This window comes from Alkalihalobacillus sp. BA299 (assembly GCF_017745675.1).
Classification (GTDB): domain Bacteria; phylum Bacillota; class Bacilli; order Bacillales; family Bacillaceae_F; genus Alkalihalobacterium.
In genome coordinates this window covers 267,374-290,659 of sequence record NZ_JAFLJM010000003.1, presented here as the reverse complement: position 1 = coordinate 290,659, position 23,286 = coordinate 267,374, and the positions used below count along the sequence as shown (strand labels likewise).

20 protein-coding genes and 3 other annotated features (1 of these 23 running past the window's edge) are annotated in these 23,286 nt (G+C 37.9%); of the genes, 18 read left to right on the top strand and 2 right to left on the bottom strand.

What is annotated here, in order from left to right; all coding sequences use genetic code 11:
• Positions 1 to 235, top strand: a binding site (T-box leader) (it extends 101 nt beyond the left edge of the window).
• Between the two features lie 244 nt (positions 236 to 479).
• The 6 genes from thrS (at position 480) to J0N78_RS05700 (ending at position 5,023) form a co-directional block, all read left to right on the top strand.
• Positions 480 to 2,420 carry a threonine--tRNA ligase gene (thrS, locus tag J0N78_RS05725; protein WP_209122057.1) on the top strand — a complete coding sequence of 647 codons (1,941 nt, stop codon included), beginning with the start codon at positions 480 to 482 and terminating at the stop codon, positions 2,418 to 2,420.
• A 61-nt stretch (positions 2,421 to 2,481) separates the two neighbouring features.
• Positions 2,482 to 2,602: a sequence feature (ribosomal protein L20 leader region), on the top strand.
• 149 nt (positions 2,603 to 2,751) lie between these two features.
• Positions 2,752 to 3,255 (top strand): translation initiation factor IF-3, encoded by a 504-nt coding sequence (infC, locus tag J0N78_RS05720; protein ID WP_209122056.1) that lies wholly within the window; start codon positions 2,752 to 2,754, stop codon positions 3,253 to 3,255.
• Positions 3,256 to 3,294: 39 nt separating this feature from the next.
• Positions 3,295 to 3,495, top strand: a complete 201-nt coding sequence (gene rpmI / locus J0N78_RS05715) for a 50S ribosomal protein L35 (protein ID WP_209122055.1) — start codon at positions 3,295 to 3,297, stop codon at positions 3,493 to 3,495.
• Positions 3,496 to 3,529: 34 nt separating this feature from the next.
• Positions 3,530 to 3,889 (top strand): 50S ribosomal protein L20, encoded by a 360-nt coding sequence (rplT, locus tag J0N78_RS05710; RefSeq protein ID WP_075388318.1) that lies wholly within the window; start codon positions 3,530 to 3,532, stop codon positions 3,887 to 3,889.
• Positions 3,890 to 4,108: 219 nt separating this feature from the next.
• Positions 4,109 to 4,369, top strand: coding sequence for a DUF1294 domain-containing protein (locus J0N78_RS05705; protein ID WP_209122054.1), 261 nt, complete (start codon positions 4,109 to 4,111; stop codon positions 4,367 to 4,369).
• 81 nt (positions 4,370 to 4,450) lie between these two features.
• Positions 4,451 to 5,023, top strand: a complete 573-nt coding sequence (locus tag J0N78_RS05700; protein WP_209122053.1) for a TVP38/TMEM64 family protein — start codon at positions 4,451 to 4,453, stop codon at positions 5,021 to 5,023.
• Positions 5,024 to 5,046: 23 nt separating this feature from the next.
• Here J0N78_RS05700 and J0N78_RS05695 read toward each other — a convergent pair whose 3' ends face one another.
• Positions 5,047 to 5,436, bottom strand: a complete 390-nt coding sequence (locus J0N78_RS05695; RefSeq protein ID WP_209122052.1) for a sigma-w pathway protein ysdB — start codon at positions 5,434 to 5,436, stop codon at positions 5,047 to 5,049.
• Positions 5,437 to 5,585: 149 nt separating this feature from the next.
• Between J0N78_RS05695 and J0N78_RS05690 the strand changes: the two genes are divergently transcribed.
• The gene (locus J0N78_RS05690; protein WP_209122051.1) at positions 5,586 to 6,077 is read left to right on the top strand and encodes a dUTP diphosphatase; all 492 of its coding nucleotides are present in this window, start codon (positions 5,586 to 5,588) and stop codon (positions 6,075 to 6,077) included.
• 86 nt (positions 6,078 to 6,163) lie between these two features.
• Positions 6,164 to 7,249 (top strand): M42 family metallopeptidase, encoded by a 1,086-nt coding sequence (locus tag J0N78_RS05685; protein WP_209122050.1) that lies wholly within the window; start codon positions 6,164 to 6,166, stop codon positions 7,247 to 7,249.
• Between the two features lie 62 nt (positions 7,250 to 7,311).
• Here the strand turns inward: J0N78_RS05685 and sspI are convergent, their stop codons facing one another.
• Positions 7,312 to 7,521: a small acid-soluble spore protein SspI gene (gene sspI, locus J0N78_RS05680; protein ID WP_209122049.1), complete on the bottom strand. Its 210-nt coding sequence runs from the start codon at positions 7,519 to 7,521 to the stop codon at positions 7,312 to 7,314.
• 305 nt (positions 7,522 to 7,826) lie between these two features.
• Here sspI and J0N78_RS05675 point away from each other — a divergent pair, with 305 nt between their 5' ends.
• From J0N78_RS05675 to J0N78_RS05630, 10 genes are all read left to right on the top strand, one after another.
• Positions 7,827 to 8,582: a TrmH family RNA methyltransferase gene (locus J0N78_RS05675; RefSeq protein ID WP_209122048.1), complete on the top strand. Its 756-nt coding sequence runs from the start codon at positions 7,827 to 7,829 to the stop codon at positions 8,580 to 8,582.
• A 68-nt stretch (positions 8,583 to 8,650) separates the two neighbouring features.
• Positions 8,651 to 8,886, top strand: a binding site (T-box leader).
• A 346-nt stretch (positions 8,887 to 9,232) separates the two neighbouring features.
• Complete coding sequence (gene pheS, locus J0N78_RS05670; protein ID WP_209122047.1) at positions 9,233 to 10,267, top strand: phenylalanine--tRNA ligase subunit alpha; 1,035 nt, start codon at positions 9,233 to 9,235, stop codon at positions 10,265 to 10,267.
• A gap of 14 nt (positions 10,268 to 10,281) precedes the next feature.
• A complete protein-coding gene (pheT, locus tag J0N78_RS05665; protein WP_209122046.1) occupies positions 10,282 to 12,708 on the top strand; it encodes a phenylalanine--tRNA ligase subunit beta in 2,427 nt (808 codons plus the stop codon).
• Between the two features lie 617 nt (positions 12,709 to 13,325).
• Positions 13,326 to 13,604 (top strand): cell division protein ZapA, encoded by a 279-nt coding sequence (zapA, locus tag J0N78_RS05660; RefSeq protein WP_209122045.1) that lies wholly within the window; start codon positions 13,326 to 13,328, stop codon positions 13,602 to 13,604.
• A complete protein-coding gene (locus tag J0N78_RS05655) occupies positions 13,597 to 14,136 on the top strand; it encodes a CvpA family protein (RefSeq protein WP_209122044.1) in 540 nt (179 codons plus the stop codon). Before zapA ends, J0N78_RS05655 begins: the two co-directional genes overlap by 8 nt.
• A 110-nt stretch (positions 14,137 to 14,246) precedes the next feature.
• Positions 14,247 to 15,980, top strand: a complete 1,734-nt coding sequence (polX, locus tag J0N78_RS05650; RefSeq protein WP_209122141.1) for a DNA polymerase/3'-5' exonuclease PolX — start codon at positions 14,247 to 14,249, stop codon at positions 15,978 to 15,980.
• Positions 15,981 to 16,013: 33 nt separating this feature from the next.
• Positions 16,014 to 18,374: an endonuclease MutS2 gene (locus J0N78_RS05645; protein WP_209122043.1), complete on the top strand. Its 2,361-nt coding sequence runs from the start codon at positions 16,014 to 16,016 to the stop codon at positions 18,372 to 18,374.
• A gap of 19 nt (positions 18,375 to 18,393) precedes the next feature.
• Positions 18,394 to 18,807, top strand: a complete 414-nt coding sequence (locus J0N78_RS05640) for a DUF350 domain-containing protein (protein ID WP_209122042.1) — start codon at positions 18,394 to 18,396, stop codon at positions 18,805 to 18,807.
• A gap of 603 nt (positions 18,808 to 19,410) precedes the next feature.
• Positions 19,411 to 21,123, top strand: coding sequence for a long-chain-fatty-acid--CoA ligase (locus J0N78_RS05635; protein WP_374193875.1), 1,713 nt, complete (start codon positions 19,411 to 19,413; stop codon positions 21,121 to 21,123).
• 441 nt (positions 21,124 to 21,564) lie between these two features.
• Complete coding sequence (locus J0N78_RS05630) at positions 21,565 to 23,265, top strand: long-chain-fatty-acid--CoA ligase (RefSeq protein ID WP_374193874.1); 1,701 nt, start codon at positions 21,565 to 21,567, stop codon at positions 23,263 to 23,265.
• Positions 23,266 to 23,286: the final 21 nt, after the last annotated feature.

Sequence of the window (23,286 nt, the reverse complement as noted above, 5' to 3'; positions counted from 1 at the left end):
AACATTAGCAGGGAAGTCATAGTATCTGCTAACGGCTCCAGACCGTTATTCTGAAGAATTGAGCTATAATTGCGTGGGTTAATATGTCATTGTATACTTTTAGGTAGCAGTAATTGTAATCGAAAGTATTAAAATACAATGAAACGATGTCGATTACGTAGCGTAGTAAGGAACGATGATCGAATGCAATTATAGAAACAAGGGTGGAACCACGAGTATAACACTCGTCCCTTTTTGGGATGGGTGTTTTTTTGTTTGCAAAAAAAGAAAGCTGTTTTCGTAAACTTTGTTGCTATTGGACCGTTTTTTGAACATAAATCAGCCCTAATGGACAAATTAATTTGTCCATCTGGCTGATTTATGTTCAAAGGCTTCACGCCAAAGCGTGAAGAACCAAGCTTTCGCTTGGTTAACGGTTCAATAGCTAAAAGCAACAATCTTTTAGAAAAGAGCCAAAAAGAAAAATAGGAGTGAGTGAAATGTCTGATGTATTGCAAATTACATTCCCAGATGGTGCTGTAAAGGATTTTCCAACTGGAACGTCAACAGAAGATGTTGCAGCATCGATTAGTCCTGGACTAAAGAAAAAATCAATTGCTGGAAAATTCAATGGAGAGTTAGTGGATTTACGTACACCACTTCATACAGATGGAAAAATTGAAATTGTCACGCAGGATTCTGAGGATGCCCTAGAAATTATGCGTCATAGTACGGCCCATTTATTAGCACAGGCTGTTAAGCGGTTATTCGGAGACGTAAAGCTTGGTGTCGGTCCAGTTATTGAAAATGGCTTTTATTATGATATTGATAGTGAAACGCCAATCACAGCTGAAGATTTACCGAAAATCGAAAAAGAAATGAAGAAAATCGTTAATGAAAATCTAGATATTCACCGTATAGAGGTGAGTCGTGATGAAGCTGTTGCTCGCTATAAAGAAATTGATGATCAGCTTAAATTGGAGCTCATTGAAGCTATACCGGCTGAAGAATCGGTGACAATTTACGAGCAAGGTGAATTTTTTGATCTTTGCCGCGGGGTTCACGTACCGTCGACTGGGAAAATTAAAGAATTTAAGTTGTTAAGTATTGCAGGAGCATATTGGCGTGGAGATAGTAAGAATAAGATGCTTCAACGCATTTATGGAACTGCATTCTTTAAAAAAGCAGATCTTGACGAACATTTACGTTTACTCGAAGAAGCGAAGGAACGTGACCATCGTAAACTTGGAAAAGAGCTCAGTTTATTTACAAACTCTCAAAAAGTAGGTCAAGGCTTGCCGCTTTGGTTACCAAAAGGAGCGACAATCCGTCGTTTAATCGAAAGGTACATTGTTGATAAAGAAGTTCGCTTAGGATATGACCACGTGTATACGCCAGTACTTGGTAGCTCAGAATTGTATAAAACATCAGGACATTGGGATCACTATCGCGATAGTATGTTCCCTGTGATGGAAATGGACAATGAGGAACTTGTCCTTCGTCCAATGAACTGTCCTCACCATATGATGGTGTATAAGCATGACATTCACAGTTATCGAAAGCTACCTATTCGTATTGCTGAACTTGGTACGATGCATCGTTACGAGATGAGTGGTGCCGTTACAGGATTACAACGGGTTCGTGGGATGACTTTAAATGATGCTCATATTTTCTGTCGACCAGACCAAATTAAAGATGAGTTCATTCGCGTTGTTCGTCTGATTCAAGAAGTGTATAAAGATTTTGGATTGAACGATTATTCCTTCCGTTTATCATATAGAGACCCGGAAGATAAAGAAAAATACTTCGACGATGATCAAATGTGGAATAAAGCGCAAGGTATGTTAAAAGAAGCGATGGATGATTTAGGAGTAGAATACTTTGAAGCTGAAGGTGAAGCTGCGTTTTACGGTCCGAAGCTAGACGTACAAGTACGTACAGCCTTAGGAAAGGATGAAACTTTATCAACAGTCCAACTGGATTTCTTATTACCAGAACGTTTTGATTTAACGTATGTAGGTGAAGATGGAAAGCCGCATCGACCGGTTGTTATTCACCGTGGTGTTGTATCGACAATGGAACGTTTCGTTGCGTTTTTAATTGAAGAATATAAAGGGGCTTTCCCAACATGGATTGCACCTATTCAAGTTCAAGTTATTCCTGTATCACCTGATGTACACTTAGACTATGCGAAACGTGTAGCTGAAACGTTACAGGCAGAAGGAATTCGTGTAGAAATTGACGAACGTGATGAAAAGATTGGTTATAAAATTCGCGAAGCACAAATGCAAAAGATCCCTTACATGCTCGTGCTTGGAGATCAAGAAATTGAAGGCGAAGCGGTAAACGTCCGAAAATATGGAGAACAAAAATCAACTTCAGTTTCATTAGTTGATTTTGTGAACCAGTTAAAGGAAGTTGTCGAACAGCGTGGTAAGTAAAAGATATATTTGACATGAGGTATAAGCTGTGATAAAGTAGGAAAGTAATTTAATTAAGGACATATACAAGCAGGAGCGCCCGCTTCTCACCTGATTGACGCAAAGTGCTGTTTACAGGTTTACGATTTTGACTTTTAAAGGATCAGTGTGGGCGCAGTATGCGTTCACACTTTTTTTATTGAGCAAAAAGCTGATAATTCAGCTAAGACTTCAATAGTTTTTGGTATACCAACATAGACATACCTTTAAAAATGGAGTCTTTTGAGAGCAAGCGCATAAATGCTTTGTCCGTGTTAAAATCACTTGGAGGTGGCTCATTATTAGTAAGGACATGTTGATCAATGAGGCCATTCGCGCCCGTGAAGTACGTCTCATCGGTCCTAATGGCGATCAAATTGGAGTTAAGTCGAAACTAGAAGCTTTAGAAATGGCACAAAAAGCAAATCTTGATTTAGTTATGGTTGCGCCAAACGCAAAACCACCCGTGTGCCGTATCATGGATTTTGGTAAGTTTAAGTATGAGCAGCAGAAGAAAGAAAAAGAAGCTCGTAAAAATCAGAAAGTGATTAATATTAAAGAAGTACGTCTTAGTCCAACGATTGAAGATCATGACTTTAATACAAAACTTCGTAATGCGAGAAAGTTCCTTGAAAAAGGTGACAAGGTTAAAGCTGCTATCCGTTTCCGTGGTCGTGCAATTACTCACTCTGAAATCGGCCGTAAAGTATTAGAACGATTAGCTTCAGAGTGTGAGGACATTGCAACTGTTGAGGCAAAACCTAAAATGGAAGGCCGAAGCATGTTCTTAGTACTTGCTCCAAAAAGTGATAAGTAATAGTACGCCAACGTAGAACGATTAAGGGAGGAATAAACAATGCCTAAAATGAAAACTCATAGAGGCGCTGCTAAGCGTTTTAAGAAAACTGGATCAGGTAAATTAAAGCGTGCACACGCGTTTACTAGCCACTTATTCGGTAACAAGTCACAAAAGCAAAAGCGTAAGCTTCGTAAAGCAGGAATGGTTCATTCTGGTGACTTTAAACGTATTAGAGAAATGTTAACATACAAAAAATAATTGCAAAAGCTAAAGAAACAAGGAGGGAACTACAATGCCAAGAGTAAAAGGCGGATATGTAGCTCGTCGTCGTCGTAAAAAGGTATTAAAGTTAGCAAAAGGTTATCACGGTTCAAAACACCGTTTATTTAAATCAGCACAAGTACAAGTAATGAAATCATTCTTATACGCTTATCGTGACCGTCGTCAAAAGAAGCGTGACTTCCGTAAATTATGGATCACTCGTATTAACGCGGCTGCTCGTATGAACGGACTTTCTTACAGCCGTTTAATGCACGGTTTAAAAGTTGCTGAAATCAACGTTAACCGTAAGATGCTAGCTGACTTAGCAGTAAACGATGAGAAAGCATTTGCAGAATTAGCTGCAAAAGCAAAGGCAAGCTTAAACGCATAATAATTAATTTGTAATAAAAGGGTTCTGGTATTTTTACTAGGCCCTTTTTCGTGTTGTAGGAAATCTTATTTTCGATTAAAAGATTCCAAAAAATAGGAGGAGACTCTACCTAAATACGGTGTTTAGACCGCCCTTATCCCAATCAAAAGAACATATTAAACAGGCTAATACAGAAAAACCTCTAACACAATAAAAAAATAGATTAAAAGGTGGTGAACCATGTTCTATATTGCTTCATACTTTATTTGTATAAGCATCGTCGGATTAATGCTAATGGGGTTGGACAAACGATGGGCAAGAGAAAGGAAAAACAGAATTCCTGAACGAACCCTTTTTGTTATTGCATTCATCGGTGGATCCCTTGGAGTGTATATCGGGATGATGCAATTTCGCCATAAAACGAAAAAATTTAAATTTCGAATCGGGATTCCGATGGTCATAGTTCTTCAAATTGCAATCCTGATTTTCTTAATTAAATAATCTTCAAGAATTGAATCCTACCTAGATAGATGTTTTCATAGTATAAAATAAAGGCATCCTGCCAATGAAAGGGGGAGCATAGTGGAGCAGTCATTAGATTCCATTCAGTTTGTCATTGAAGAAAGTGGATGGATGGCCCCTTTGTTGTTTATTTTACTACATGTATTTCGTCAAGTTTTCTTTATTCCTGTTATTCTTGTTTGCTTACTAGGTGGCTATTTATTTGGTGTGTTTTACGGTACCATTTACTCGTTGATTGGCTTAACCTTTACAAGTGTAGCATTTTATATTATTGCAAAACGATTTCCGAACGTAACAACAAAGCTTTTCGATTTAAAGAAGAAATATTTAGGGTCTTATCAAAGAATGAGCTTAGTTCAGATGATGATCATTCGTTTAGTGCCTTTTATTCATTTTCATTTAATTTCCTTATATTTATTAGAAATATCACATACTATTAAGGAATATACGAAGTATTCTTTTTATGCTTGCATACCGCCAGCATTTGTATTTACGTCATTTGGACATTTGATACATGAATTACCATTGCCAATAAGCTTAACGTTAGTAGCCGTATTATTCATCGTTTTTACAATCATTGGAAAGAAAGAAGTCACGTACAAATGGAATGATTTTTTTACCGCAAAATCATAAAGGGAGAATAATGTAAAGTGCAGCTATTCTCTCTTTTTCTTTAGAAACTCCTTAATAGGGCTTTTCCATTCAATGTCAGCATTTGGATAATGAATATGAACCTCCGTTTTGATGACGTCAAAATCTTCGCGATCAAGCCCTTGTAATAGCTCAGGGTTTTTAACCCAAACTTGAACAGAAATGACTTCAAACGCCTCCTCTGTCGTACCTAAATATTTTTCACCCTCAAATAAGACACCCTTATAAGTTACTAAAAAGTTTTTTCGTACATTTTGTTTTTCATCGTGGAAATAAAAATGTTTCTTTTCATGAGCAAGTTCAAATTTTCGTTTCGGGTTTGTAATGTACTTAATCGCACTATATATAATGACAATAAAAGCAATAATAATGAGCAAACGAAATAATAAGACCATAACAATTCCTCCTATTCGTGGTCTAAATCATTCTTATTCTATATACGATTAAAACGATAAATGGTTGCACATTTGCTATAATATTTGTATCACTTTATCTTATACTACAACAAAAAAGAATGAAAGTATTTAAAAGGAGAGAAACTACGGTGAATTTAGAAAAACTATTTAATATGCAGCGGCAGTTAAATGAACGAATTATTAGAGAACATCAGCTTGAAGGACAAGATTTATTAGCAGAACAAATTCTTGCTCTTGAAGTAGAATTAGGAGAGCTAGCTAACGAAACAAGATGCTTTAAGTATTGGAGTAATAAGCCACCTGCAGACCGGCACATCATCTTAGAAGAATATGTAGATGGACTTCATTTTATCCTATCTTTAGGTATCGTTTTGAAGTTTGAAGACGTTCAGCTACAAGAGAAACGATATGATTCTGAAATCTCCTTAGTCAATGTTTTTCAACGAGTATTTGATCTCATTACGAAATTGAGTGAAAACCAATCGGACGAGAGCTTTATAGAATTGTTTACTACCTATTTACTACTCGGAGAACAATTAGGTTTTACCCATGAAGATATTGAACAAGCCTATTTTGAAAAAAATGAAGTGAATCATAAACGTCAAGATGAAGGGTATTAAAAAGAGTCTTTAAGGTGATCGTTTGAGTATCGAAACTCTTTTCGTATATACTAGAGTGGAATACATATAAAGGAGGACATTTACATATGGCAAATTTAGATCCAACATTGCAAATGTTAAAAGAATTAACGGATGCAAACGGAATTCCTGGAAATGAAAAAGAGCCTCGTGAAGTGATGAAAAGATTTATTGAGCCTTATGCAACTGAAGTTTATACAGATAATTTAGGTAGCTTAATTGCGAAGAAAAATGGCACACAAGAAGGGCCTAAAATTATGGTCGCGGGCCATTTAGATGAAATTGGTTTTATGGTTACAAGTATTGACGATAAAGGATTTTTACGTTTTCAAACAGTTGGTGGCTGGTGGGAGCAAGTCATGCTCGCGCAGCGCGTAACGATTATGACGAAAAATGGAAGCGTTCCAGGTGTGATTGGGTCAAAACCACCACATATCCTTTCTCCAGAGGTTCGAAAAAAGCCAGTCGATAAAAAAGATATGTTTATTGATATCGGGGCATCCAGTAAAGAAGAGGCGATGGAGTTCGGTGTTCTCCCTGGTGACGCTGTTGTTCCTGTTTGTGATTTTACTGTCATGAAAAATGAAAAATATCTTATGGCAAAAGCTTGGGATAACCGAATTGGTTGTGCCATAGCCATTGAAGTACTAAAGCAATTAAAAGATGTTGATCATCCAAATACGGTGTATGGTGTTGGAACGGTTCAAGAAGAAGTGGGCTTACGTGGCGCTAGAACATCTGCTCACTTTATCCAACCCGACATCGGTTTTGGTGTCGATGTCGGTATTGCTGGGGACACGCCTGGAGTAAGTGATAAAGATGCGCTTGCTAAAATGGGTGAAGGACCACAAATTATTATGTACGATGCGTCTATGGTATCTCATAAAGGATTAAGAGATTTTGTTACATCCACTGCAGAAGAAAATAATATTCCTTATCAGTTTGATTATGTTGCTGGTGGAGGAACGGATTCTGGGGCCATCCATTTAACAGCTAACGGAGTACCGTCACTTTCGATTACGATCGCGACACGTTATATTCATACCCATGCAGCGATCTTACACCGTGATGACTTCGAAAATGCAGTAAAGCTAATTGTTGAAGTAATTAAGAAGCTAGATACAGATACGGTTAAACAAATAACATTTGATTAGATGATGTTCAAAAGTCCGGGTAGTTTACAATTTATACGTAAATAGAGGCTGAAAATCAGCCTCTATTTTTGTAATCCATTTGTAATTTGTGTCACCATTTCTTGCTTTTGTTCTTCACTTGCATTTTTCCAGAACACTTCAAATAATACTCCGAGACCAGGTAACATTTTTTCTTCACCGCTAGACATCGCATCATCGATTGTAGCTTCCACCTGATCCTCGCTACTCCCTTGGACATTTGCTAATATGGCACCACGTAGATTAAAGCTCATTGCTTGCACTCCTTCATTTAATAGATATTAAATCTTGTATAGTTTGTGAAATTTATTGGGGATTATGTATAATTTGGTGGGTATAATTATAAAAGGTTGATATAGGTTGTTCAAAAAGTCCGGGAAAAATAGCTGTCGATTTCTTTGTTGGCTCGCTTCTGCGGTGCTCATGTATTAAAAGCATACACTGTGCTCCTCAATGCTGCGCCGTCTCGACCTTCTCGGCTCTTTTTTTCCTCCTTTTTGAACTAAATTAAAAGGCTGTTTATATTAGAAACATGAAGAATGAGGAAGAGGAGTTAATCATGAATCGAATAGAATCGGTAAAAAACCCGAAAGTCAAACAATGGAGAAAACTACATACTAAAAAAGGGCGAGACCTAGAAAAGCAATTTTTAATCGAAGGAGCACATTTAATAGAAGAAGCTCGTATTTCGGGGGTAGACCCAGTAGAATTAATCGTTGCTGAACATTATGATATCCCGAAAAGTTGGTCGGAGTGGCCAGTTCCAATTACTTATGTTACAGATCGTGTGATGATGGAACTAAGTGAAACGAAAACCCCACAAGGAGTCAGTGCGATCTGCCAGCAATTTGATCATCAGTTAGTTCCTAATCGTGGAAGGTATTTATTCATCGATGCTGTTCAAGATCCAGGAAACGTAGGAACGATTATACGGACAGCTGATGCAGCAGGGATCGATGGTGTTGTATTAGGTGAGGGTTCGGTCGATCTTTATAATGGGAAAGTGATACGCTCGACACAAGGCTCCTTATTTCATCTTCCCATTGTAAAGGGCAACTTAGTAGAATGGGTTGATAAAATGAAGAGTCTAGAAGTTCCAGTCTTTGGAACAGCTCTTGAAAATGGTCAAGACTATAAATGTATTAATTCTCCAGCTTCTTTTGCACTCATCGTTGGAAACGAAGGAGAAGGGGTGTCTAAAGAGCTATTAAATAGAACCGATGCCAATTTATATGTGCCTATTTATGGTAAAGCAGAATCGTTAAACGTAGCGATTGCAACCGCGGTTTTGTTATATGGATTACGAAATGAATAATTCCACTTGCACTGTGTGTCATTTTTTTCTATACTTTAATAAGTTTAATATTACATAACTCTATATTGAAAAAAGCGATGAAGGAGAGTAGTAGGCTGTCCATCACCATTTAGGGAGGAAATGTCTAGGACTGTAAGCATTTCTATGGTTGAAACAGGTGAATTCACTCTAGAGCTAGCGCCGGAACATAAGGTTTATATAAACCTTATGAAGGTGTCATCGGTTAAAAGCCGTTACCTAATGAAGTGAGTAGTAGTCGATTCTATTACTAATAAGGGTGGTACCACGAGCCATCGTCCCTTAATTTGGGGCGATGGCTCTATTTGTTCATTTAAACGGGTGCTTACGCTTTTCTTGTCTAGCTGCAGGCGCCATCGGCTCGAGGTCGCTTCGGTCCATCAAACGTGTCCAAAAAACAGGACACTAATTGCTGGCCCTCCAGCGCTTGTCGCCGCTAAGCAGGCGCCTTACGCTTTTCTTATTGTCTAGCTGCAGCACCCAGCGTCTAGTGGACTTCGCTCCCCTCCTTACGATAAGTTAACATCAGATCGCTTACGCTCTCTGTGTTGCCTTTATCTCATACAGAGGGCTCCAGTCCATATGTCGCTGAACGGGTGCTTACGCTTTTCTATATAAAAGGAGGAAAAATTATGAAAGATCGATTAGAAGGTCTGAAAACAGAAGCACTTGAAAAAGTTGCACAAGCAGATACGTTAAAAGCCTTACAAGACATCCGTGTCGCTTACTTAGGAAAGAAAGGCCCAATTACTGAAGTTTTAAGAGGAATGGGCAAATTATCAGCAGAAGAACGTCCTCTCATTGGACAAATGGCCAATGATGTTCGTGCCGCTATTACAGAAAAATTAGAAGAAAAAGAAGTGCAGCTTGAAGCACAAGAAGTAGAGCGTAAATTAGCTGAGGAAAGTATTGATGTCACACTTCCAGGCCGACCTGTTGCAAAAGGTGCTCGTCATCCATTAACAGCAGTTGTTGAGCATGTTGAAGATGTTTTTATCGGAATGGGATTTGAGGTAGCGGAAGGTCCGGAAGTAGAAACCGATTATTATAACTTTGAAGCACTCAACTTACCGAAAGATCATCCTGCACGTGACATGCAAGATTCTTTTTATATTACGAATGAGCTATTGTTAAGAACTCATACATCACCTGTTCAAGCACGCACGATGGAAAAATACAAAGGGCAAGGACCTGTGAAAATCATCTGTCCTGGAAAAGTGTTTAGACGTGATGACGATGATGCAACTCACTCTCATCAGTTTATGCAAATCGAGGGTCTTTACATCGATGAAAATGTCCGTATGAGTGATTTAAAAGGTGTCTTAGATACATTTGCGAAGCGTTATTTCGGTGAAGATCGTACGATTCGCCTTCGTCCAAGCTTTTTCCCATTTACAGAGCCTTCTGTTGAAGTCGACGTTTCTTGTGGAATTTGTGGAGGAAAAGGCTGCCGAGTTTGTAAGCAAACAGGCTGGATTGAAGTACTTGGAGCGGGAATGGTTCATCCTCGTGTACTTAAAATGGGTGGTTTTGATCCGAAGAAGTATAGTGGATTCGCTTTCGGTATGGGTGTTGAACGCCTAGCGATGTTAAAGTACGGAATTGATGATATTCGTCATTTTTATACGAATGACTTACGTTTCTTAGAACAATTTAAACAAGTGTAAGAGGAGGAAAGAATATGTTAGTTTCTTATCAATGGCTTCAAGATTATATTGATGTGGCTGATTTAACACCTGCTGAAATTGCAGATAGATTGACTAAAGGTGGAATTGAAGTCGACATTATTCATTCATTAAAAAAAGGAATGAGTGGTGTCGTCGTCGGTCATGTGTTGGAATGTACACAGCATCCAAATGCAGATAAATTACGAGTTTGTAAAGTCGATATCGGTGCAGAAGAACATTTACAAATTATTTGTGGTGCAGCAAATGTCGGTGCTGGCCAAAAAGTAGCTGTGGCAACAGTTGGTGCGGTATTACCAGGGAACTTTAAAATTAAAAAAGCAAAGCTTCGTGGTGAGTTATCACAAGGAATGATATGCTCTCTTCAGGAGTTAGGAATTGAAGGAAAGCTTATTCCAAAAGAGTTTGCTGAAGGTATTTATAATTTTCCGGAAGAAGTAGAAGCGGGTCAAGATGCACTAGAAGCTCTAAACTTAACGGATGAAGTATTAGAGCTTGATTTAACACCAAATCGCTCGGACTGTTTAAGTATGCTTGGAGTCGCTTATGAAATGGCGGCCCTATTAGGGCGTGAAGTAGAGCATCCAACAATTAAGGAAGGCACAAGTAGCGATAAAGCAGCTGATTATGTTTCAGTCCATGTGAAAGCAGCAGAAGATAATCCATATTACGGGGCTAAGGTCATTAAAAATGTGAAAATTGGACCATCTCCTTTATGGCTACAAAATCGATTAACAGCAGCGGGGATTCGCCCGATTAGTAATGTCGTTGATGTAACAAATTATGTTCTGATTGAATATGGTCAGCCGCTTCATGCGTTTGATTATGACCGATTTGGTTCAAAAGAAGTTGTCGTACGTCGTGCACGTGCTGGTGAAGAAATTGTGACACTCGATAACGAAACGCGTAAGCTAAGCAACGACCATTTAGTGATAACAAATGGAACTGAAGCAACAGCAGTTGCTGGTGTCATGGGAGGAGCTTCTTCTGAAGTTCAAAACGATACCACAACGATCCTTTTAGAGGCGGCTTATTTTAATGGTCAAACGGTTCGTAAGGCATCAAGAGATTTAGGCCTACGCAGTGAGTCAAGCATGCGCTATGAAAAAGGTGTCGATCCAAAACGAGTTCGTGAGGCGGCTGAACGTGCTGCTCAATTGATCGCTGAATTAGCTGACGGAGAAGTTGTTGATGGTATTGTAGAAGTGGATACATTAGATATTAAGGAACAAGAAGTAGCGTTATCAACAGAGCAAGTAAATTCTCTTCTAGGAACAGACCTATCCTCAGGTAATATTGCGAAAATCTTTGATCGTCTGGAATTTCCTTACGTACAAAACGATGAAGAGTTTGTCGTAACAGCACCTACAAGACGAAGTGATATTTCAATTACTGAGGACTTAGTAGAAGAAGTAGCTAGATTGTATGGCTATGATCATATTCCAACGACATTACCGATTGGTTTAACAACAACTGGCCATTTAACGGATTATCAAGCTGGTCGTAGAAAAGCACGTCGGTCATTAGAGGCAGCAGGACTTTATCAGGCAATTACGTATTCTTTAACCACACCTAGCAAAGCAACAGGTTTAAGCAAAGAAAATGAACATTTAACACCTGTTAAGCTTTCGATGCCAATGAGTGAAGATCGAAGTACATTAAGAACGAGCCTCATTCCGCATTTGTTAGATGTCATTAGCTATAATTTAAATCGTAAAGTTAATAATGTTGCCGTTTATGAAATCGGTTCGATCTTTTTATCGGAAGAAAAAGAAGTGACAAAACAACCACAAGAAAAAGAAATGGTCGCTGGAGCTTTAACAGGAGTAGCTCATAGCCATTTATGGCAAGGTGAAAAGAAGGTTGTAGACTTTTTCGTAGCTAAAGGTGTTGTCGAATCGTTACTTTCAGAGCTTGGACTGATCCATTATGTTACATTTGAACAAACGAATAAGCAAGGGCTGCACCCAGGACGAACGGCAGCCGTAGTTTTAGATGGAAGCGAAGTAGGCTTTATCGGTCAAATCCACCCGACACTACAAAAGGAATTAGATCTTAATGAAACGTACGTATTTCAATTGGATTTAGAACAATTGCTCGGGTACAAGTACGATGACGTTGCTTATATACCAATTCCAAGATTCCCAGCAATCTCCCGTGATATTGCTCTTGTAGTGGATGAAACGGTCCATGCAGGTAAGGTGCATCAGGTAATCGTAACAGCTGGTGGCCAACTTTTAAAGAACGTTCAACTGTTTGATCTGTACCAAGGTGAGCATCTTGAAGCAGGGAAGAAGTCGTTAGCCTTCTCACTCACGTATTACGATCCAGAAAGAACGTTAACTGATGAGGAAGTGAGTCAAGTTCACTTAAAGGTTCTCGATCAGTTAAAAGCAGAAATCGGTGCTGAGTTACGCGCTTAAAAAACTATACAAGAAAAGCAGGTGACTCATAATGAATGTCACCTGCTTTTCTTATCCTATAAAGATGTGAGTTATAGAGCTCGATAACAAATAAAGTACAATCACTAAAGCATAGGTTAAAAGTAGAATTACATCAGGTTACACCAATCAATTGACAGTTAGGTCCATATATTTTGAGTTAGACTGATATAATTAGAATTAGACTGATATAATTAAAATTAGACTGATAAAACGAGAGTTAGATTGATATAATTAGAATTAGACTGATATAATTAGAATTAGACTGATAAAACGAGAATTAGACTGATATATCAAAAGTTAGCTCAATTAATCGAAAGAGCTACCCGTCAATTCATCGGTAAACTATAGATAATTTCTCGAGATAAGCTCCTGAAAAAAATAGCTTACATAAAATCGTATGGAAACTGATCCAAAATGCATATTTATTATTGAATTTTAAATAAAGATATTGTGTGTGTGGCCCATTTATTAGCAATAGCTTCGGCTTAATATTTTCAACGCCCGCGCTTCATGTTATGATAGAACTTGGGAAATTTTTTTAAAATGTCATCTTGGAAAAAAGTAAGAAGCCATAGATCGTGATAGGAGGCTTTTGGGTGTCAGAGGAGAGAGAAACTGAGCGAACTCGTACGACTGTATCAATATACGGCCAGCAATATACGATTGTTAGTGAAGACGGAGCTGCTCATGTAAAGGAAGTAGCTCAATATGTTGACCAAAAAATGAAGGAAATAAGGAAGCGAAATCCATTACTAGATACAACAAGATTAGCAGTTTTAACTGCATTAAATGTCGCTGATGATTATGTGAAAATGAAAAAAAGAATAGAACAACTAGAAGCAAAATTAAAGGAAGAGGACGAAACAGATGTTTAGTATACTAATATTTGTAATTTTAATTAGTAGTTTATTTATAGGTTTAAAAAGAGGCTTCATCCTACAATTAATTCATCTGATTAGTTTTTTTGTTGCATTAATTGTAGCTTATTTGTATTATGGCGAGCTCGCTTCATATATCCGTTTGTGGGTGCCGTATCCGCAATTTTCAAGTGACAGTGCGTTTTCAATGCTAATTGAGGCATTCAATTTTGAAAGTGTGTATTACTCAGGAATTGCCTTTGCTATATTGTTTTTTGGAACGAAAATTGCTTTACATATTGTCGGGTCGATGTTGGACTTTGTTGCCCACCTACCGATATTACGAACGATTAACGGCTGGCTTGGTGCTGTGCTATGTTTTTTAGAGGCATATTTAATTATTTTTATAGTATTACACGTTGCAGCACTACTTCCTATTGAATTTATTCAAACTCATTTACAACAATCTTCTCTTGCAAATCTAATTTTAGACTATACTCCATTTTTATCAAGTTGGATTAAAGAAATTTGGATTAATAATGAGCTATAAACTGGGCGTACCACATATGCTCAGTTTTTTATTTGATTTTTACCAACTATTGTTTGTATGATCATAAGGATGGCTATTGGTTTTAAAAAAATGAGAACAATATAGTGCAAATGAAGGAAAGGACGAGGAATGTGAATAAAAAAGAAGTCATTAAAGTACTCGAACTTATTGCGATATATATGGAAATTAAAGGCGAGAATTCATTTAAAGTTTCGGCTTACCGAAAGGCAGCACAAGCATTAGAAAGTGATGAACGTACGTTAGCTGAAATTGAGGATCCTTCTAAATTGAAAGGCATAGGGAAAGGAACGAGTGAAGTAATAATAGAGTTAAAGGAAACCGGAACTTCTTCACTGTTAGAGGAACTGCAGGCTGAACTTCCGGCGGGATTAATCCCGTTACTAAAGCTGCCAGGTCTTGGCGGTAAAAAAATTGGGAAGCTCTATCAAGAATTAAATGTGACTGACCTTGAAAGCTTGCGTGATGCATGTGAAAAAAAGCAAGTTCAAGTGCTCGCAGGCTTTGGTAAAAAAACAGAAGAAAAGCTACTCGCTGCGATTGATGAATTCGAAAAACGACCAGAGCGCTTCCCTATTGCCTTCGTTCTCCCGATTGCTGCGGAGATTGAAGGTTACTTGAGAAACTTCGAACAAATCGTTCAATTTTCAAGAGCTGGTAGCTTACGGCGAATGCGGGAAACAGTAAAAGATCTCGATTTCATTATTAGTACACATGATCCCGAAAAAGTGAAAGAACAATTATTAAACCTACCTCGTATTGTAAACATCATTGCAAGTGGAAATACTAAAGTATCCGTAGAGTTAGGCTATGACTATCCTGTAGGAGTAGATTTTAGACTCGTAAAGCCAGCTGAATTTGCAACAACTTTACATCATTTTACCGGTTCAAAAGACCATAATGTAAAAATGCGACAGCTAGCAAAAGAACGTGGAGAGAAAATTAGTGAATACGGTGTAGAAAATATAGAGACTGGTGAGATCAAAACATTTGATACCGAAGAACAATTTTTTCAGCACTTTGATCTTTGCTATATTCCGCCTGAAGCGAGAGAGGACCAAGGAGAAGTAGAAACGTCTAAAGAAAGCCTAGCTCTCATTGATATAAACGACATAAAAGCCGATCTCCATATGCATACAACGTGGAGTGATGGGGCTTATTCTGTAAAAGAAATGGCGGAAGCTGCGCGTGCGAAAGGGTATTCGTATATTGCGATCACCGATCACTCTCAATATTTAAAAGTGGCCAATGGGTTAACAGAAGAACGGTTACGTGAACAAATGAAAGAAATTAAACGTCTAAACGAAGAATATGATGACTTTAAAATTTTTACGGGTATTGAAATGGATATTTTACCGAATAGTAAGCTCGATTTCTCTGATGAATTATTAGAACAAGTGGACTTTGTCATCGGGTCGATCCATTCTTCTTTTTCTCAAGACAGAGAAACGATTATGAACCGTTTAACGACGGCATTACGTAATCATCATGTCGATTTAATCGCTCATCCCACGGGCCGCCTAATTGGACGTAGAAGCGGTTATGATGTAGATATTGATATGTTAATTGAACTAGCAAAAGAAACGGATACCGCCTTAGAACTGAATGCCAATCCACACCGGTTAGATTTATCTGCTGAGTGGCTAAAAAAAGCACAAGAAGCAGGCGTAAAAATCTCTATCAACACGGATGCACATCATTCTGATCACTTTGAATTTATGGAGATTGGTGTGGGTGTAGCCCGCAAAGGTATGATAAAAAAGGAATCGGTAATAAATACGTATACGAAAGAAGAGTTTGAGCGATTTCTTAACCGACATCATTAAACATAGAATGACCCGAGAAAGGAGCAGTTGCTCGTGCAAGAAAGAGTTATTAGAGTTTTAGAATACGAAAAGATGAAGAAACAGCTTGTGGAGCATGTTTCCTCCTCTTTAGGTAGATTTAAAGTAACGCAATTAAAACCATCTACTTCATTAGAGGAAATTAAGGAAAGACAAAATGAGACGTTTGAAGGAACAAAAGTGTTGCGATTAAAGGGGCAAGTTCCATTAGGTGGCATTTTTGACATTAGAGCAAGTGTGAAAAGAGCAGGAATTGGTGGAGCTTTATCTCCTTCTGAATTAATTGAAATTAGTAGCACGATTTACGGTGGACGTAGGTTTAAGCACTTTATCGAAGATTTAGTAGAAGATGAGGTTGAAATTCCATTATTGCAACAGCTCGCAGCAAATATTGTACCGCTTACTGACCTTGAACGATCCATCAAACAATGTATCGATGATTATGGCGAAGTGTTAGATTCAGCTAGTTCAGCATTACGTACTATTCGCCATCAAATTCGCAGTTTCGAATCAGGAATACGTTCAAAATTAGAAAATATTATCCGTTCTTCATCTACACAAAAAATGCTTTCTGATGCGCTGATCACAATTCGCAATGACCGGTTTGTCGTTCCTGTAAAACAAGAATATCGTGGTTCATTCGGTGGTATTGTCCATGATCAATCCGCATCTGGAGCAACGTTGTTCATCGAGCCCCAAGCCGTCGTTACAATGAACAATCAGTTAAGAGAAGCGAAGGCTAAAGAAACAAAAGAAGTAGAACGAATCTTAGCAGAGCTTTCAGGACAGGTTGGCGAGCATACGGATGAACTGCTCGTATATGTTGATATTTTAGGCGATGTTGACTTTATTTTTGCAAAAGCTCATTATAGCCACAAACTAAAAGCGGTGCAACCGAAGTTAAATACCGATGGTCAAATCCAAATATTTAAAGCGAGACATCCACTCATTCCTCATGAAGAGGTTGTTCCAATTGATGTCGAGCTCGGCAATACATTTTCTTCTCTCATAATTACGGGGCCAAATACTGGAGGTAAGACTGTTACCTTAAAGACGATCGGTTTATTAACACTTATGGCACAATCTGGCCTTCACATTCCAGCCGAAGAAGGATCAGAAATGGCAGTGTTCCAATCTGTATTCGCTGATATCGGCGATGAACAATCGATTGAGCAAAGCTTAAGTACCTTTTCTTCACATATGGTGAACATTGTTGATATTCTTAAGCAAGTCGACCATGAAAGTCTTGTGTTATTTGATGAGTTAGGTGCAGGTACTGATCCAACAGAAGGAGCAGCTTTAGCGATTGCGATTTTAGATCATGTGTATCGCTGCGGAGCAAGAGTTGTCGCTACGACGCATTATAGTGAATTAAAAGGGTATGCTTATAATCGTGAAGGTGCGATGAATGCAAGTGTCGAGTTTGATGTCGAAACACTTAGACCAACGTATCGTTTATTGATCGGCGTTCCTGGTAGAAGTAATGCATTTGCGATTTCAAGAAGACTAGGCCTTTCCGAAGAGATTATTGATTTAGCGAAAGCACAAATCAATACAGAAAACAGTCAAATTGAAAATATGATCGCTTCACTCGAAGAAAGTAAAAAGTCATCTGAGGCGGAGTGGGAGGAAACAATCAAGCTGAGAGAAGAAGCTGAAAAACTACGGAATGACTTGATTGAAAAACTCGAATTGCTAGAAGATGAAAAAGATAAAGTCTTTGAAGAAGCGGAGAAAAAAGCGGAAGACGCTGTAAGAAAAGCGCGCCAAGAAGCTGATGATGTGATCAAAGAACTTCGTATTCTACAAAAAGATGCCAAAACGATCAAAGAACATCAGTTGATCGAAGCAAAAAAAAGATTAGAAGAAGCTACGCCTTCGTTAAAAAATAAGAAAAAACAGCAGAAAATCAAAAAACAAGCGAAACAACAAGAATTGAAGCCAGGAGATGAAGTAAAAGTCATCAGCTTCGGTCAAAAAGGGCATATCGTTGAAAAGGTCAATGATAAAGAGTACCAGGTTCAACTTGGAATAATGAAAATGAAAGTGCATGGTGACGATATTCAGTATATAGACCGACCGAAACCAGTAGAAACGAAACCATTAGCAACAGTAAAAGGCAGTGATCATCATGTAAGGCCAGAACTCGATCTAAGAGGACAGCGATATGAAGACGCATTATTGAAGTTAGAAAAATACTTAGATGATGCGCTCTTAGCAGGGTACCATCAAGTTTCCATCATTCACGGAAAAGGAACGATGGCTCTTCGTAAAGGAGTAAAAGAATATTTAAAGAAACATCGACATGTGAAATCTTCTCGGGATGGTGGTATGAACGAAGGTGGACTCGGAAATACAGTTGTCGAATTTAAGTAGATAAAGGGCGGTTATTTTTATGGTGAATTTCTTTGAAAATGTGTATATTCAAACCGCAGCTTACTACAGCGTGTCTGTACTGGCAATTATAGTTTTTCTGACTGTGTTTGAACTGGTGACTAAGTATAACAATTGGGAAGAAATTAAAAAAGGAAATATAGCAGTCGCTCTTGCGACAGGAGGGAAGATTTTTGGCGTTGCCAACATATTTCGTTTTTCTATCCTTCACAATGACTCACTACTAGAAATGTTAGGTTGGGGAATTTTTGGTTTTGTACTTTTGTTAATTTGTTATTTTATGTTTGAATTTTTAACGCCAAGTTTTAAAGTAGATCAAGAAATTGCCAATGATAATCGGGCTGTCGGTTTTATAGCGATGGTCATATCTATCTCACTTTCTTATATCATTGGGGCTAGTATCATTGCTATGTAATTGGAGTAGGAGGAAATTTTTAGTGGAGACACTTTGGAAAGTACTTTATATTTTATGTGGTGTTTTTATTCTTTTTGGGGTTATTTTTATGTTATTTAATTTATAAAATATACAATAACAGAAAACACGGGACTGACACAATTAAGTCAGTCTCGTTTTTAATAGAATAAGAAAGAAAAAATTTCGATGATGTCTGGCTGCAGGCGCTTAGCCACTCGAGGACGATTCAACTCCTCCTATGAAAGTAAAAACACACTTTCTAGTCGGAGTTTCCAGCCCTTGTCTACGATAAGCAAACACCTTCCGCTTTTCTTGTCTAGCTTCAGCGCCCAGCGTCTAGTGGACTTCGCTCCCCCTCCTTACGATAAGTCAACATCGGCTCACTACCGTTCGTCGTGTTTCCTTTTTCTCCTGCGACTCAGTCCAGTCCGTACGTCAGTAAACGGGCACTTGCGCTTTTCTTTTTTAAAAATTTGTATAAATTATTTGTTTTTTCTAAAAATTGAAATAAATAAGTTTATATTTGTTGTCGTTTACAATACAATAGAGTTAGAGAGGGGATGGATTGGAAAGGAGACTATTTTAATAGGGAGGTTTTTAACTGTGACAATAACAGTCGAAAAGCGTTGGCTTGAGCATTACCCTGCAGAAATACCTACATCGATACAATATCCTGAAAGAAGTCTTCAATCGTACTTAAAAGAAGCGGCAGAAGAGGTACCTGATAAGAAGGCTATTCACTTTATTGGAAAAGAATTAACGTATCGAGAGCTGTACACTTTAGCTAGTAAGTTTGCAAATCAGCTACAAGGCCTAGGAATTAAGAAAGGTGATCGAGTAGCAATAATGCTGGCGAATACTCCTCAATCTGTAATCTGCTATTATGGGGCATTGATGGCAGGAGCCATTGTCGTCCAAACCAATCCACTTTATGTAGAGCGAGAAATTGAGCATCAGATGAATGATTCTGGGGCAAAAGTCATTGTATGTCTGGATTTAGTATATCCTCGTGTAGCAAAAGTAAGAAACAAAACAAATTTAGAACATGTTATTGTCACAGGCATAAAAGACTTTTTACCGTTTCCGAAAAATTTAATTTATCCGTTTATTCAAAAGAAAAAAACGGGTATTACAGTAGATATTACGTATGATTCGAAGACAATTAACTTTTCCGATTTTATTAAAGGTGGTTCAGAAAAGGAAATCGAAATCGAAATATCTCCGAAAGAAGACTTAGCTCTATTGCAGTATACAGGAGGGACAACAGGGGTAGCAAAAGGAGTTATGCTGACACATCATAATTTAGTAACGAACACCACGCAATGTATACATTGGATGTATAAGATGAAGAAAGGTGAAGAAAGTATTCTTGCGGCCTTGCCATTTTTTCACGTCTATGGCATGACGGTCATTATGAACGTAGCCATTATGTATCATTCTAAAATGATTGTTCTTCCTAAATTCGAACCAAAAGATGTACTTAAGGCAATTGATAAACAAAAAGTTACGATATTTCCTGGTGCACCAACGATGTATATAGCCCTTATTAATAATTCTGAGATCCAAAATTACGATTTGTCATCGATTGAGGCTTGTCTAAGTGGAGCTGCACCTTTACCATTAGAGGTTCAACAAAAGTTCGAACAGATGACAGGTGGAAAGCTAGTAGAGGGCTATGGATTAACAGAAACCTCTCCAGTAGCTATCTCAACACCAATTTGGGGCAAACGAAAAGAAGGAAGTATTGGTATCCCTTGGCCAGATACTGAAGCTGCCGTTTTATCAGCGGAAACAGGAGAAATAGCTGCACCTGGTGAGGTTGGGGAAATTATGATTCGTGGTCCACAAGTAATGAAAGGGTATTGGAAGCGACCCGAATCAACAGCTGCTACCTTTAATGATGATTGGTTCTTAACGGGAGATATGGGATATATGGATGAAGACGGATATTTTTATATTGTTGACCGTAAAAAGGATATGATTATCGCTGGTGGATTTAACATTTATCCTCGTGAGATAGAAGAAGTGTTGTATGAGAACGAAAAGATACAAGAAGCTGTTATTATCGGCGTTCCTGATCCGTATCGAGGTGAAACGGTCAAAGCATTTATCGTTTTAAAAGAAGGAAGTAGCTTAACGGAAGAAGAGCTCAATAAATATTGCCGCGAGCATTTAGCCGCCTATAAAGTTCCTAAGCTATATGAATTTAGAAAAGAGCTTCCAAAGTCTTTAGTAGGTAAGATTTTAAGACGTGTACTTGTTGAAGAAGAAATGGAAAAATTAGAAAGTAAAGAAACAACACAACAAACATCATAAAAAATGGCTCCCTTTCAGTAGAGGCATCTCTTCAGGGAGGAAAATCTACAAGAATATATATCATAGCAAGTGAATTTCAAAGTATTTAATATTTCAAAATGAAAAAGAGGGCGAATTGTTAAGCACCTCAACCATAAAAATAGTTGCTTTTATAGTATAGCAACTATTTTTTTGTGTGGAGTCAGTGATCACAGACACTAATAAGTTCCCTCTTTTTTTTAAAATTATTGTCTTGGAAATAAGAGTATGTCTTTAAAAGGACAGATTCCAATACTACAGACTAGAAAAGTGTTAATGAAGTATCCTTTTTCTTTTTATAAAAAAATTTAAAAAATTTTCAAAAATAAGTTTAAAAATGAATGGACATTCATTACAATAGAAGGTAGGAGAGAATGAATGCATGTATTGTAGGTAAAAGGAGTGACTTAAGGAGGAGTTTACTTGGCAGCTGTAACAGAAATGAATTGGCATAATAAATACCCGAAAGAAGTCCCTCAATCTATTAATTATGAAGACCAAACATTACATGGTCTTCTCAAAGATACGTATGAAAAATCGCCGACAAAACTTGCAACTTACTTTTTCGGCAAACATTTAACGTACGCAGACTTATATCAATCAGCTTGTAAGTTTGCAAACGCCATCATACAATCTGGACTACAAAAGGGTGACCGAGTTTCCATTATGCTACCTAATTGTCCGCAAGCTGTAATTGCTTATTATGGAACATTAATGGCAGGAGGGGTTGTTGTACAAACGAATCCATTATACATGGAAAGAGAATTAGAGTATCAACTAGCAGATTCGGAAGCAAAATTTATTCTATGCCTAGATTTGCTATATTCGAGAGTGATGAAGGTTAAGCGGAATACAAAACTTGAAAAGATTATTGTAACCGCTATCAAAGACTATTTGCCATTCCCCAAAAATTTAGTGTATCCGTTTATTCAAAAGAAGAGTTATGGATACAAGCCAAAAGTCGAGTATAATAGTACAACAGTAAGCTTCTTATCGTTTCTTACTAAAGGAAGGGATACAGCACCAAAAGTAGAAGTAGATGCAAAGGAAGATTTAGCATTACTTCAATATACAGGTGGTACGACAGGCTTAGCAAAAGGTGTTATGCTTACTCATCGAAACTTAGTTGCAAATACGACTCAATGCTTTTATTGGATGTACAAGCTTAAAAGTAAGGAAAATCGCACACTCGCAGCTCTTCCGTTTTTCCATGTATACGGAATGACGGTTTCAATGAATCTTTCCATTATGACAGGTTCGCAGATGTTTATTGTTCCTAAATTTGATCCGAAAGAAATTTTACAATTGATAGATAAGCACAAAATTACAATTTTTCCAGGTGCACCAACGATGTATATAGGACTCATCAACCATCCAGATATCCGCAAGTATAATCTATCGTCGATTGAAGCATGTATTAGTGGTTCATCCTCGTTACCAGCTGAAATACAAACAACATTTGAACAACTTACAGGAGGTAAATTAGTAGAGGGGTACGGATTAACAGAGGCAGCACCAGTTACTCATTGTAACCCGATATGGGAAGAAAGAAGAGCGGGAAGTATTGGTTTGCCATGGCCGGATACAGAGGCTGTTATTTTTACAGAACCTGGGGAAGTCGGTAAGCCTGGAGAAGTAGGAGAGCTTGCTGTACGCGCTCCTCAAGTGATGAAAGGATATTGGAATCGTCCGGAAGATACGCAAGCGACATTTTATGAGGATTGGTTATTAACTGGAGATATGGCATATATGGATGAAGATGGCTATTTTTACATTGTCGATCGGAAAAAGGATATGATTATTGCAGGTGGATTTAATATATACCCAAGAGAAATCGAAGAAGTATTATTTGAACATGAAGCAGTACAAGAAGCGGTTGTTATTGGTGTCCCAGATCCGTATCGGGGTGAAACCGTCAAGGCATTTATCGTGACAAAAGAAGGAGCAAAAGTATCAGAAAAAGATCTGGATTCGTTCTGTAGAAGTCAATTAGCAGCTTATAAAGTGCCAAGACATTACGAGTTCCGTAATGAATTACCGAAGACAATGGTAGGTAAAGTATTACGAAGAGTTCTAGTAGAAGAAGAAAAAAAGCAAAAAGATAAAGTGAAAAAATCGAGTTAAAGTAACCGTATTCAAGGAAAT